This is a genomic window from Methanosarcina sp. Kolksee, assembly GCF_000969945.1.
Classification (GTDB): domain Archaea; phylum Halobacteriota; class Methanosarcinia; order Methanosarcinales; family Methanosarcinaceae; genus Methanosarcina; species Methanosarcina vacuolata.
This window is the reverse complement of the sequence record NZ_CP009524.1, coordinates 808496-822478: the sequence shown is the minus strand read 5'-3', so window position 1 is coordinate 822478 and position 13983 is coordinate 808496. Positions and strand designations below refer to the sequence as shown.

Here is a 13983-nt window from a genome sequence, read left to right as displayed (position 1 = left end):
TGCCAATATGTATGAGCAGAACTAAGGTGTGAGCAAAGTGAAAATATCCACACAGTAATTTAGTTCAAACACTGTCTCTTCTAATCATGTTACGCAGACCTTTAGGGCTTAGTCTGCCTGAAGTTTGATGAGATCTATTATCCCTTATCCTCTCAAAAAGTATTTTTCATCAGTTGCCTGCACAGAAGACATAGTTTTAAATCTGATTGTATATTTATTGGATCATTAAAAGGGTAATAACCAGACATACAGGTATTTTGAGGATTTCAAGTCTCAAATGTACTCATGTACTGAAGCTCTAATTACCCCTAAATCATGTGTTAAATCTCGAATTATCAATAAATTATATTTTAAAGCTCTAATTATCCATAAATCATCTGTTAAAACATTAACTCTCCCTAAATTATATACTAAAAATTTAACTATCCCGAAAAATCTCATTTATAAAATGAAGAAAAATCTCATTTATAAAACGAAACTGGAGTTCACCTAATGTCTTTCCTGACTAACTTCCTTTTAGGGCTCGGGCTTTCAATGGATGCATTTGCAGTTTCCATGTCCAGCAGCACTACTATACGGCCTTTTCAACTAAAGGATGCACTGAAGCTTGCCTTCTTTTTTGGAGGATTTCAGGCTTTAATGCCTGTACTGGGCTGGCTTGGAGGACGCGCGGTAAGCGGCTTTGTATCGGACTATGCTCCCTGGATTGCTTTTGGGCTTCTGGCCTTTATCGGAGGCAAAATGATTTATGAGGCTCTTTACGGAGACCCGGATGGGAAGATAAATTCCCTCAATTATCCGGTGCTTCTGATGCTCGCAATCGCTACAAGTATAGATGCCCTTGCCGTGGGAATTAGCTTTGCTTTTCTCAATACTCCTATCCTTGAACCTGTGATTATAATAGGCTGTGTGACCTTTTTCATGTCTTTTTGCGGAGCAGTCCTGGGGTACAGAATAGGCCATTTTTTTGAGCACGAAGTCGAGATTATTGGAGGGCTTATTCTCATCGGGATTGGTGGAAAAATCCTTGCCGAACATCTGCTCTGGATCTGACAAATCCTGGAAGTCTCAAAAAGTTACGCCAGATTCATATACCCCTAACTAAGATGCAGTTAATATGAGACTGGCTGTAATCGAAGGTGATGGTATAGGCAGGGAAGTAATCCCTGCGGCTGTTAAAGTCCTTGATGCTTTCGGGCTTGAGTTTGAAAAAGTACCCCTGGAGCTTGGCTATACCCGGTGGGAAAGGACAGGAACTGCAATATCAAATGATGATCTGGAAACTATAAAAGGGTGCGATGCTGTCCTTTTTGGGGCAATTACTACTGTACCGGACCCGAATTACAAAAGCGTGCTCCTGACTATACGAAAGGAACTGGATCTATATGCTAATGTCAGGCCTGTAAAACCTCTGCCCGGTATAACAGGAGTTACCGGGAGAAACGATTTCGATTTTATTATTGTCAGGGAAAACACTGAAGGGCTGTACTCGGGAATTGAAGAAATAGGGCCCGAAATCTCCTGGACGAAAAGAGTTGTCACCCGGAAAGGTTCCGAGCGGATTGCAGAATATGCCTGTAAGCTTGCAAAGAAAAGAAAGAACAAGCTGACTATTGTCCATAAATCCAATGTCCTGAAATCCGACAAGCTTTTCCTCGATGTTTGCAGGCAAACCGCCAGTGCTAACGGCGTGGAATATGAGGATATGCTGGTTGACTCGATAGCTTACAACCTTATTATGCACCCTGAAAGGTATGACATTGTGGTCACAACGAACCTCTTTGGAGATATTTTGAGTGATATGTGCGCAGCCCTTGTAGGAAGTCTCGGCCTTGTCCCAAGTGCCAATATAGGGAATAAATATGCCTTCTTCGAACCTGTGCACGGAAGCGCACCTGACATTGCCGGAAAGGGCATTGCAAACCCGCTTGCTGCAATCCTCTGTGTAAAGATGCTGATCGAATGGATGGGAGAACCTCGATCTCAAATTATCGATGAGGCAATAACCAATGTACTTCAAAAGAAAATCATCACTCCTGACCTCGGAGGGACGGCCAGCACAATGGAAGTCGGAAACGCGGTTGCGGAATATGTGAGGAACAATATACAAGATCAGTGCAACTCAACCCGGTAAAACCAGTTAAACCTGGTAAAATCAGCTAAACCTGGTAAAACCAGTTAAACCTGGTAACATAGTTCAAACGGATAGGAGAGACCGCCTCCTGCCAGAGGAGAGTTTTTAATGTTTTAAACCCTTTTTTATAATAAAGCGCAGTTACATTTTTATCAAAAATGACTGCACTTAAATACAGATTTATCGCTAACGAATGAATGGGGGTTTCATTCTGCGTCAATTTTTCGATATCTCACTGCCTATTACGGAAGAAATGGTTGTATATCCGGGAAAGCCCAGACCTTCTATTAAGAGGTATGCCTCCGTCCCAAGGGATAAGGTAAACGAGTCTATCCTGACTATGGGAAGCCATACAGGCACTCATGTAGAATCCAAACTGCATCTACGAAATAGTAGAGAAAGCACTGCTGACCTGCCTCTTGATCATTTTTATGGAAAATGCAGGGTTTTTGATCTCACGCTTGTGGAAAGTGAAATTCACAGTCAGGATCTTGAAGAGTTTGAAATCGGGCCTGAAGAGATAGTGCTTCTCAAGACCAGAAACTCGGCCCTTGGGTATGTGAAATTCCTTGAGAATTATGTACACCTTAAAATGGATGCAGCTGAATACCTCGTCAATGCCGGAATCAAAACACTGGGATTTGATTACCTTAGCATCAAGAAACCCGATGGGGACGACGAGGTCCGTGAACTGCTTATAAATAATACGACTTTGTTTTTAGGGCTCAACCTTGCCGGCATTCCTGAAGGGGAATATACGTTCGTAGGTCTGCCTCTCCGTATAGATACGGACGGAGCTCCGGCGAGAGTGATACTCATTAAAGAATAATACACTTAACGACAAAGATCAGGAAAAAATAGTAACATGTGATTACAGCAGATACCAAAAAGTTAGAAGGGCAATATTCCGGTTTCAAGAAAACGTTCCAGTTTAAATTTGTCGTCCAATCTTGTTTTCTATTTTGACTGATTTCTATTGTTTTCAATGGTTATAAAAAATTGAATTCAAAATTTGTCCTGTGGAATTGGGATAGAAATCGCAGGTCTAAATGGAACCGGTTGAAAAGTAAGTTTCTCTCCGCCTTTAATTTTCGTCGGAATTTCTTCGTGTTTTCGATTTTTTTCTGACTTTTCTTGAAGTTTACGTCTCAGTTGGTCTGTTCTTGAGATTTACTTGTATGATCTGTTCTTGAGATTCACTTCAATTGACTTATTTTGAAACTTACTTCTCAACATTCCAGTTCTTTAGAGGTTTTAGTTCTTTAGAGGTTTTAGTTCTTTAGAGGTTTTAGTTCTTTAGAGGTTTTAGTTCTTTAGAGGTTTTAGTTCTTTAGAGGTTTTAGTTCTTTAGAGGTTTTAGTTCTTTAGAGGTTTTACATCATTTTGATTCGCAGCTTTTCAATTCGCAGTTTTTCAATTCGCAGTTTTTTATTATATAACTCAAGTGCTTCCAGGCTAGTAGTCAATAATCCTGTTTTATATACTCATTACTGGTGCCTTTTGTTTAAGTATAGACATATCTTCAAACTGTACTGAGGGATTTATGTTTCTGTAACTTTCAAACTGCTCATAATACTGAGCACGCTCGATCAATCCTTTGAATATTTCCTCCATTGTATTCACCTCTATTTACAAAAACTACTTCAGTACTTATTAACCTCAGCCTAGCAGAGTGAAAGTATTTCTTGCAGAAAGTCCGGCAAAAATTCCAGGCTATACGGCTATTGAGGCTGAAAACCTTTCCGGAAGGTTTTCAAAAAATGGAGTCAAAAAATGAAAAACGCTAAGAAAAAAATGTTAAATGGAGAGCCGGGATAAAATAATTTAATACTTTTTTGCGGTAGCTGCAAGCTGCTCTCCAAGCTTTTTGCAGTTCAACAGTTCTTTTTCATATGGTCTGTACTTTACCTGCAACCCGGGACCAATCACTTCAATTCCTGCGCTTTTTAGTTCCTGTTCTATGGTTTTTACTGCTCCTCCTCCCCAGCCATAGGACCCGAATGCCACAGCTTTTTTCTTCTGGGGGCGCAGGCCTTTGAGATATACCAGGAAGTCACCGACCGTTGGAAAGAGCCCATTATTAAGAGTCGGTGAACCTACTGCAAAGGCGGCTGCATCAAGCATCTCCTTCATGATATCACTCCTCGAGCTTTTTCGAAGATTCAGCAGTTTTACCTCCACACCTGCGGCTCGGACAGCTTCGACAATTTCGTTTGCCATTATTTCTGTGCTGCCCCACATGGTATCATATATCACAAGCACTTTTTCTTTTACCTCTCCGTCAGCCCACGATTTGTAAGCCTCAAAGATCTTCGGCAGATCCCGTTTCCATATAATTCCGTGAGAAGGAGCTATCTGCAAGGGGTCTATTTCCAACTTGTTTAATAACTCAAGATAACGAAGAAGCGGCAGATGGAAAGGCATGAGAATGTTTGCGTAGTACTCGGCTGCTTCAGGAAGGACATCTCCCACTTCGAAATCATACCTTTTTGAAGTTGCTATATGCTGCCCGAAACCATCGTTTGAAAAGAGGATCCTGTCTTCTTTCAGGAAAGTCTCCATACTATCAGGCCAGTGAAGCATTGTAGCTTCCAGGAACAGAAGGGTTTTGCCACCCAGATCCAGCTGGTCGCCTGTCTTCACAACCTTAAGGTCCCAGTTCTCACTGCCTGAGCCCTTGAAGTAACCGTTAAGGATATCAACGCCCTTTTTTGTAATGAGTATTTTAGCATCGGTTTGTTTTTTAAGCTCTGCCAGAGAACCTGAGTGGTCAAGTTCCATATGGTTTACTATAATGTAGTCGAGTTTTGAAGGGTCTATAACCTGACTAATGCGTCTGAGCATCTCCCCTGCAAAGGGAGATTTTACCGTATCTATAAGTGCGGTCTTTTCCCCAACGACCAGGTAGGAGTTGTATGTTGTCCCTCCGGGAGTTGTAAATCCGTGAAAATCTCTTCCGTTCCAATCAATTGCCCCTACCCAGTATACACCACTGGAGAGCTCAACGACTCCACCTGCTTCTTCTGCATCCATATTCGCATCTCGTCTGGTTTTTCAGGTCTGCATCCGGAAACTGGTAATCTCTTCCAGGAACTGGTCAATTAACTCGTAATGACTTCTTTCGTAACCTGCCAGCATCTCGAAGAAATTTTTCAGGCTTTCGTCATCGACCATTTTTGCGACTTCCAGATAGAAATCTTCACTTTTTCTCTCGTGCCTGAGAGCTGCAACAAGGATTCCCGCATCTCCAAGCGTAATCTCTCCACCTTTTATGCGCCCCATATCAAACTCAGGGGTGAAAGACTGGCTACTCGGAATTTCCGTACTGGTTACAGGCAGCTCATTTTGATCCCGATATTTTTCAAGATAGCCAAGATGTTTTACCTCTTCATTTGCCAGATACTCGTAGAGTTCCTTAAATTTCGGTTTGTCCATTAAAGCAGCTTTACTAAAGTAGAAGTCTCTTGCCGCTGTTTCCCTCTCAATTGCCAGAGCTACGGCTTCTTCAATTCCTTTCAGATTTTTTACTTCCTCTACTACATTTTGATACGTACTTTTCATACCTCTTACCCCCTCTGATAACTTATCTCTTCAGATTACCCGAGTTTTAAAGTTTTTATATTTTGGTTTCTTCCTTAGTTTTCTTCTTTTTTCGTTCTTTCACTTTCAGGATTATATCTTCAGTAGGTCGCTCAAGCCCGAATATGTCATAAATCTCGTAAGGGCTCTCAAGCACCGTGATATTTTCCATTTGTGCAAGTTTTTCCGAGTTTTGAACATCTACTTCGCGCATATTAAGTTCAAAGGCTCTGCCACTTGGCGCAGAGGTTTTTACACTCCCTCTTTTCTGATCTACAGGCAGGATAAAAATAGGTGTTTGTCCTTTCCCAGTCTGAGAAACTGCGTTTGTAACAAGAGTATCTGCAATCCCATACACAATTTTTGCCACGGTATTGGCAGTTGCCGGGGCGATCAATAAGAAATCGTAGTATCCCATCTGCAATGGGCCTGCAATGAACGGGGAGTTAGGGCCTGCATCCACTTTGAAGTTAGGAAAGTCGTTCTGGATTTTATCCCAGAGATGATACCATTTCATTACGGTCTCGCCCTCTTTAGAGAGGAAAACCATTGCTTCAACATTTGTTCGGTTTTTAATGTCCACCAGAATGCTGTAGGTCTCAATCATCTGGTCTCCCGAACCTGTTATTCCCCATGCTATTCGCTTGATGTTCTTGTTTAATGGTTCTACCAAAATAACTCCTCCTTAACTGGTTCTGACAAATCATAGAATTATTTATCTTCCTGATTAACCTGAATCCTGAAAATCCATCTTCCAAAGTTTACATCATTTGCTTTCTTCTTTTTGCATTTCAGACGACTGGGGTTTGGATTCCATTCCCGAAGAAGCATTTTTTACAAGCAGGGTTGTCTGGACAAGTTTTTTCAGAGTTCTTCTAAGGCTTCTCATGCCTTCGGAATCTTCTGAGACTCCTTCTTCCCCTTTGTCCTTCGACCAGAATGTCCCCCCCAGGTTAGCTCCGAAAGAGCCTCCTCCCACAGGTATCATTTCGTTGATTACATAAAAGTTCAGGATTGCTTGGATTGCCAGTTCCTGTCCCCCTATCCTATCTCCTCCGTCTGCAATGCCCATTCCAACTTTATTCAAAAAAACCTTTGGGTTTTTGGCAACTACAGCCCTGCATCTATCCATAATTGTTTTGGTCTGAGCGCTCAGTGTTCCCTGATAAACAGGAGTTCCGATAATCCAGGCGTCTGCCCAGATCATTTTGTCGTATAGCTCGGCTGAAATATCATCCTTGTGAATGCAGCCTTCCTTTGTTTTTAAACAGAAGTCGCAGTGGATGCAAAAGTTCAGCTTTTTCCCTTTTGCGGAAAAGTAATCGGTTTCTGCACCATATTTTTCTTCCGCAATTTTCAGTGCTTCCCGGACCAGAAAATCGGTTGCCATATTTCTGGGACTTCCGGATATTCCGAGAATTCGTATAGGTTTGGCTTCGGTTTCTTGCATGTCCCCCTCCGAATTATAAGTAAAATTATGTATATAAGCAAATATATCTATATGTTGGTATATCTTTCGGGTAAATAATTTTATGCCTGAATAGTTATATGCTTGAATTTTTTTAATTTTTCCCTTTACAGCTTAAGTCTTCTGTATAGCGCTATCGGGGGGAGGAATAAGCAAATTGTTCCGTCTCCGAGGATTGTATTTTCCTTTTTCAGGATTAACTGCCACGCAAATCAAGGATATATTGAAAGTCTCTTCACCGAAAAGTTTATCTAGATATTATTGAGAAGCCGACCTATTAAGTTCCAAAAACTGAGTAAGTATGAGACGTCATGAAGCATTCGTCCGGAAACGTGACGCACTCAAGAAAACAAAAACAGGTATTATGTGATTTGAAACAAAACAAACGCCAAACAAACAGGTGATTTCGAACAAACAGGTGATTTCGAACAAAATAGATGATCTCGAACAAAGAGGAATATTACAAGAAAAAGCTGTTAATCTAGATGTAAAAAAGCCAGATATCTTTAGTACAAGATAATAGAAATCTAGAAGTTCACAGGAAAACAGCCAATTTTTAACTCATGATCTTATTTAATCCTGAATTAATCCTGAATTAATCCTGATCTTATATTAAGAAAATAAATTGGATTGACTCTCAGTTGACGAACTGAGAGTTTCCCAATAAGAAAATATCTTATCCACAGTTTTCAATTCTGTTGTCGTGGATATTTACACCAGTTTCTTTTGTATTTAAGTGCACCACTGCAGGGGCAGGTAAGTCATGGAAATAGTTGCCAGAAGCTTCTATGTTTTTAAGAGTTCCCTGTAGTTCCAGACCTGCGTATCCACCACCGGAAGTAGTACATTCATTGTTTTTCATGACCCCGTTGGTAACGGAATCGAATCTAACGGACGAATTAGTCCGGTTGATAAAGTTACAATTCTTAACTGTGATGCCGTTTACATGATAGGCATATACACCATCGTGTCCACATTTGTTTACAGTTACGGAATCTATCACTACATTGTTGGATTGTGAAATGAGCATTGCATCATTACATCCATTCTGGAACGTAACATCCTGAATTGTTAATCCGTTGCAGTTTACTATAGTTGCCATGTTATAACAGGAGGTTCCGAGCCTGACACCAGAATAATAGTCGGACTGGCTGCCATCAACAGTTATGCCTTTTATTGTAACACCGCTTGCAGAACTGCCTCTAACCATAAGCATGGCTTTCTTCTCTGAAATACTGCTCTCACGCCCACCCCAGACTGGTAGTCCTTTGGCAAGCTTAATCTTTGTACCGGAATCTCCTTCAAGGACTGTGTTACTGCCAATCCGGAGAGAATCGCTTATATCATATGTGAACGGGCCTTTAAGGTGGACAATTGTGCCCGGGTTTTGTGCAGCAAATTCAAGGGCCTGGTTAATCTGGACATCATCGGCTTTTCCATCACAATTGTAGTCTCCACTTCCGTCTCCAGCAACAGTTACTACCTTTGTACTCTGAGCGCCTAACGCAGCCGGTACAGTTGTTAAAATAAGGCATGTTACCAGGAATAGGGTTCCTAGTTGTCTTTTTTGCATCGTATCACCTTTGGGTTGGATTTTTATAGGGATTAAGTGAAATCAAAAAACATACAGTAAGGTACTTTTTTCCCAAATATTCTCAAAATTTCATATTACGTACTCGTAATACTTACTTTTCCGAACTAATCTAATCAGGTAGGGATTTTGAATTCTTGAATAGAACTCTCTGATCAGGCCGGCTCTATACGGGTATTCAGATTCCTATTACGTCTGCGTAATATTTTTTGAACCTATCCAATTCGGTTCTCTGCGATTTAGTGGGGCGGACACGTTGCACACAGAGTATCCACTCTCCAATAACGTATAGGGATTAGTCACTGGAGGTGGCCGGAAACTAGAAGTTTTGGCTTCTACAAATTAAAACCACTACTGACCACAGGATAGTAGCCTTCTGGTCAATATCATTTTATCTAATACGGCCTTTAGCCAGATCAACTCTCTTTTTTAGAAAGTTTTGATTTATCATTATTGAATTTCTGAGTTGACACTCCTGGTTATGTGATCCTATTATAAAATATTTTTGGTATTATATTAAATAAATTTATATTGTACATAATTATTTAAGGATATTTCAGGTGTTTAAGGAACAGAGAAGTAAAATATTACAAAGGGAATTTAAATAAGTAGTTTAAATAAAAATAATAAAAATGATTTTATAAAATATACCGAAGAATCTCTGAAACAAAGACCATATTATCCTATAGATTTTGATGTTGATTTTATTTATGTGTTAAACTATTAACAGACTAATTACTGACAAGAACCAGCCATAAACGCAAATAGCTTGAAACTGAACCCCATAAATGAGATTAACTCTAAATGAATAACTCTAAATGCATAACTCTAAATGCGTAACTCTAAATGCATTCATTGCAACTCAGACCTTGCCAGCTAGAAAGATATGTTGTTTCAACAGTAAAAAATGCCAGCGTAAAAGGAGAATTATTGATCTCATTTTCAGCGCTTTCCTCTAGTGTCGGGTCAACCGCAAAATGTCGTATAAAATCGATTGCAATTATTCGGAATTATTGAATCCTTGAGGATTGACTCGACACTAGTGTTATGGCAACTTAATTATTGAGCATAAATGTTGATAGCTTTTCATCAAAAGATAGCGATTCAGAGTTAACATGTAACCAATAACTATATTTTCAAGACATTAGTTATTCTTATGTCAAAGTTGAACCCCTCGAAGAGTTCATTTGCACAATTCATACAGTTAATATTCGCCTGATCGCTGCGGAATTTTCGTTGTATGGCATTTTCCAATATAAACCTTTTGGCCAATTTGAAAGAATAGTTTTCTTCGAAAAAGCCCAGTTTCTGTTCATGATTCAAGTCAGTACAGTTCGAAACTGTGGTTTCAAGTGCCAGTTTCTGGAAAAGTTTTTAAGGTATTAGGACTTACGCACTTGAAGCACAAAACAATAGCATAAAACCCATAGCTTTTTAAAAATAAAACAGTAATTATGACGTTTACTGCACTTGATTTGCAGCATAAGTGCTTAAGTTCCAGGTATGATTATCTTTCTTTATTGATTTAGGCTTGAAAAATACTGAGGAAGAACAAATAATAAACCGTTTTTATGAAGATGCTTTTATATAATTTGATTAATACAGTTAATTATATATAGACTCTTAAATACTGTTATGTGAAATCATATAAGGTTTATAATTAATGTCTATTATAATGGATATTAATTATTATTTAAAAAATATATTTTGGGGACAAAAAACGACCCATTTAATTAATAGACAGTAATCAGGAGTAACTTGAGATGAAGTTCGGAATCGAATTTGTGCCGAGCGATCCCGCCTTAAAGATCGCATATTACGCAAAGCTCTCAGAACAGCAGGGATTCGACCATGTCTGGATCACTGACCACTACAACAACCGTGATGTGTACTCCACTCTTACCGTTCTTGCCCTGAACACAAACAGTATCAAGATCGGTTCCGGTGTTACAAACTCCTACACCAGAAACCCCGCAATTACTGCATCCAGCATTGCCTCAATTGCCGAGATCTCAGGCGGAAGGGCAGTTCTCGGCCTTGGGCCTGGAGACAAAGCGACCTTCGATGCCATGGGCATTGCATGGGAAAAGCCTCTCGCAACCACCAAAGAAGCAATCCAGGCAATTAGAGGCTTTATTTCAGGCCAGAAGGTCTCTATGGAAGGAGAAATGATTAAGTTTGCAGGTGCCAAGCTCGCTTTCAAAGCTGGAGATGTCCCTATATACATGGGTGCTCAGGGCCCCAAGATGCTTGAACTTGCCGGTGAGATCGCAGACGGAGTCCTTATTAATGCTTCCCACCCGAAAGATTTCGAAGTAGCTGTAGAACAGATTAAGAAGGGAGCCGAAAAAGCCGGCCGTGATCCAAACGAAGTTGATATTACAGCATACGCTTGTTTCTCAATTGATAAGGATCCTGTAAAAGCAGTCAATGCCGCAAAAGTAGTGGTTGCTTTCATTGTAGCAGGCTCCCCTGACCTTGTTCTCGCGAGACATGGAATTCCTGTCGAAGCCAAGAGCCAGATCGGTGCAGCTATCGCCAAGGGAGACTTCGGGGCTCTTATGGGTGGACTTGTTACCCCTCAGATGATCGAGGCCTTCTCTATCTGCGGAACTCCTGATGACTGCATGAAGAGAATCAAGGACCTTGAGACAATCGGAGTTACCCAGATTGTCGCCGGATCTCCAATAGGTCCTGACAAAGAGAAAGCAATAAAACTTATAGGTAAAGAAATCATTGCAAAGATGTAAGTTTATTACATCTTGCATAATTTTTTTTAATTTTTTCTTATTATATTTTTAAAAAACATCTTGCCGGTAAGGCAAGAATATCAAGGTGTTGGAGGTAACTAATTGCCACCAAAGATTGCAGAAGTCATTGAACATGACGTATGCGCAGCCTGTGGAGCATGCGAGGCCGTATGTCCTATAGGAGCTGTAACTGTAAAGAAGGCGGCAGAAATCCGTGATCCAAACGATCTGAGCCTGTATGAAAAAGGAGCTGGGTATCTGGTCTGCGAAGGTTGCTTAACCTGCAGCAGAATCTGTCCAGTAGTAGATGGCTTCATTGAGAATGAGCTTGCAAATGTGCGCACGTTTTTTGCCGCAAAGTCCAGGGAAAATGCTGGCAGCCAGGATGGAGGAGTTACCAGTGGTATCCTTAAGTCTCTTTTCAAGCAGGACAAAATCGACTGCGCAGTAGGAATTACTCGAAACGAAAAATGGGAACCAGAAGTCGTTTTATTGACAAGTGCTGAAGACGTTGAGAAGGTAAGAGGAACCAAGTACACTTCTGACCCGGTTGTCGCAGCGCTCCGGGAAGCCTTTGAAAAATATGATCGGATTGCAGTTGTCGGGGTGCCCTGCCAGGCCCATTCTGCGCGGCTGATCAGGGAAAATGTAAGCGAGAAAATTGTGCTTATCATCGGATTACTATGTATGGAAAGTTTTTATCATGACGTAATGCTTGATAAAATAATCCCGGAGATTATGAAAGTCAAGATCGAAGACGTCAGAAAGATGGAGTTCACTAAAGGTAAATTCTGGGTCTACACCAGTGACGGCGAGGTTCACTCCGTGCCTATTAAGGATGTAGCCAAATATGCCAGAAACCCCTGCCATCACTGCTGTGATTACACTTCAGTCTTTGCCGACATTTCTGTAGGCTCCGTTGGTGCTCCGGATGGATGGAACTCGGTCTTTATAAGGACAGATATCGGAGAGGAATACTTCGATATGGTCCGCGAAGAAATGGAGATCATGGAAGATCCCAAGCCTGGCCTTGAGCTTGTAAGAAAGCTTATTGATATGAAGCGCAAAAATAATGCTGAACATTTCAAAGAGGTCTGCAAAGAGTTCAGCTTTGAGACAGGAATCCGTGACGAAACTGTATGAAATCAGAAATCCGTGACGAAACTGTATGAAATCAGAATATATAGAGAATAAATAACAAGTGTATCGTTGGAGGTTGAAATACGGGATGACGCGAGCTTTTTATATTGGACGTTTTCAACCGTATCATTTTGGTCACCATACCATAATCAAGCAGATTGCGGAAGAAGTTGATGAGCTGGTTGTAGGCATAGGAAGTGCTCAGAAAAGTCACGAATCAACTGACCCATTTACGGCAGGAGAAAGGGTTTTGATGGTGTACAACGCGCTTGAAAATCTCCCAATCCGACACTATGTTCTTCCTATTGAAGATATCAAGTATAACTCTATCTGGGTCCATCACGTTGCGTCCCGAACGCCTCATTTTGAAGTAGTATACTCGAATAATCCGCTGGTTATTCAGCTCTTCCAAGAGGCTGGAGTTTGCGTAAAACAATCTCCTCTTTATATCCGGGAAAGATATTCAGGAACTGAGATTCGGAGACGAATGGTTGCAGGGGAAAAATGGGAACACCTTGTTCCAAAGTCAGTCGTCGAAGTGATAAAGGAAATAGACGGAGTAACCCGCCTCAGGAACGTTTCAGCCAGCGATAACAATTCTTCCTTATAAAAGTGGTTACTCTTATGACGTTTGTATAATCACTTTGAAATCTTTCTAGATTCAGTATAGCTTCTCTTCAGTTGTTATTTTTCTTACTTTTAGTCTTTCTTATTTTTGTTTGTTCTTTATATTTCATCTTCCATTATTATTTCAACCTTCTTTCCATTTTTCTGTTCTCTTTAGGAATGATGAAAATATAACTTCAAATTTGCAGTTCAGGAATAGATACATAATTTCATTATCTCAAATCTGTGTGTAGATTATTCGGTGACAACTGCATAGTCTACACATAACTATTTGTCTCTATCCAGGTATTGCTGACACTCTGTGACTTTTTTTAATAAGTCCACACAGTCAACAGTTGCAAGTAAATTAAAGAGAAAATGTTTAATAAAAGGAGTGACTATTTCTAATTGTGAACTCTTGTAACTTTTTCGCAAAGATGTTGGATCATTTTCTATGTGTTTTGTAATACTGCGTTTTAATTTTTAACCTTAATTTGACATATAAGGTTAATTACTGAAATTGATGCTAATACTGAGCACATTGAAGAGTACCTATATTTTCGAAGAAGTAAGAGGTAAATAAAAACATACAATAGACTGTTTATTTTTTAACTGTTTGTTAAGAAATAGCATAGAAAGATCACTCAATCATATGAAAATATATCTCCCTGCTAAATCGGGGGTTTTAATCCGGAAGAGTATATTTTCATCACCA

Annotated in this window: 12 protein-coding genes; 6 read left to right on the top strand and 6 right to left on the bottom strand. The window is 40.2% G+C overall.

The window, feature by feature from the left end:
- Nucleotides 1–492 precede the first annotated feature (492 nt).
- From MSKOL_RS03515 to MSKOL_RS03505, 3 genes are all read left to right on the top strand, one after another.
- Nucleotides 493–1053: a manganese efflux pump MntP family protein gene (locus MSKOL_RS03515; protein WP_048153717.1), complete on the top strand. Its 561-nt coding sequence runs from the start codon at nt 493–495 to the stop codon at nt 1051–1053.
- Between the two features lie 64 nt (nt 1054–1117).
- Entirely contained in the window at nt 1118–2134 is a 1017-nt protein-coding gene (locus tag MSKOL_RS03510; protein WP_048153715.1) for an isocitrate/isopropylmalate dehydrogenase family protein, read from the top strand.
- Nucleotides 2135–2327: 193 nt separating this feature from the next.
- Complete coding sequence (locus tag MSKOL_RS03505) at nt 2328–2963, top strand: cyclase family protein (protein ID WP_048153712.1); 636 nt, start codon at nt 2328–2330, stop codon at nt 2961–2963.
- A gap of 647 nt (nt 2964–3610) precedes the next feature.
- Here the strand turns inward: MSKOL_RS03505 and MSKOL_RS19755 are convergent.
- The 6 genes from MSKOL_RS19755 to MSKOL_RS03480 all read right to left on the bottom strand — a co-directional run bounded on the left by MSKOL_RS19755 (nt 3611) and on the right by MSKOL_RS03480 (nt 8754).
- Nucleotides 3611–3748: a hypothetical protein gene (locus MSKOL_RS19755; protein WP_156150947.1), complete on the bottom strand. Its 138-nt coding sequence runs from the start codon at nt 3746–3748 to the stop codon at nt 3611–3613.
- A 210-nt stretch (nt 3749–3958) separates the two neighbouring features.
- Nucleotides 3959–5167 (bottom strand): FprA family A-type flavoprotein, encoded by a 1209-nt coding sequence (locus tag MSKOL_RS03500; protein WP_048153711.1) that lies wholly within the window; start codon nt 5165–5167, stop codon nt 3959–3961.
- Nucleotides 5168–5188: 21 nt separating this feature from the next.
- A complete protein-coding gene (locus MSKOL_RS03495) occupies nt 5189–5695 on the bottom strand; it encodes a ferritin family protein (protein ID WP_048118182.1) in 507 nt (168 codons plus the stop codon).
- A 55-nt stretch (nt 5696–5750) separates the two neighbouring features.
- Entirely contained in the window at nt 5751–6386 is a 636-nt protein-coding gene (gene afpA, locus MSKOL_RS03490) for an archaeoflavoprotein AfpA (protein ID WP_048118180.1), read from the bottom strand.
- A 93-nt stretch (nt 6387–6479) separates the two neighbouring features.
- Nucleotides 6480–7163, bottom strand: a complete 684-nt coding sequence (locus tag MSKOL_RS03485; RefSeq protein ID WP_048153709.1) for a flavodoxin family protein — start codon at nt 7161–7163, stop codon at nt 6480–6482.
- A gap of 694 nt (nt 7164–7857) precedes the next feature.
- A complete protein-coding gene (locus tag MSKOL_RS03480) occupies nt 7858–8754 on the bottom strand; it encodes a right-handed parallel beta-helix repeat-containing protein (protein WP_048118175.1) in 897 nt (298 codons plus the stop codon).
- A gap of 1781 nt (nt 8755–10535) precedes the next feature.
- On the opposite strand from MSKOL_RS03480, the gene mer reads away from it, so the two are divergent.
- The 3 genes from mer to MSKOL_RS03465 all read left to right on the top strand — a co-directional run bounded on the left by mer (nt 10536) and on the right by MSKOL_RS03465 (nt 13272).
- Nucleotides 10536–11522, top strand: coding sequence for a 5,10-methylenetetrahydromethanopterin reductase (gene mer, locus MSKOL_RS03475; protein ID WP_048118172.1), 987 nt, complete (start codon nt 10536–10538; stop codon nt 11520–11522).
- Nucleotides 11523–11624: 102 nt separating this feature from the next.
- On the top strand, nt 11625–12665 hold the full coding sequence (gene fpoF / locus MSKOL_RS03470; RefSeq protein WP_048118169.1) for a F420H2 dehydrogenase subunit FpoF: 1041 nt from the start codon (nt 11625–11627) through the stop codon (nt 12663–12665).
- 85 nt (nt 12666–12750) lie between these two features.
- The gene (locus MSKOL_RS03465; RefSeq protein WP_048118165.1) at nt 12751–13272 is read left to right on the top strand and encodes a nicotinamide-nucleotide adenylyltransferase; all 522 of its coding nucleotides are present in this window, start codon (nt 12751–12753) and stop codon (nt 13270–13272) included.
- Nucleotides 13273–13983: the final 711 nt, after the last annotated feature.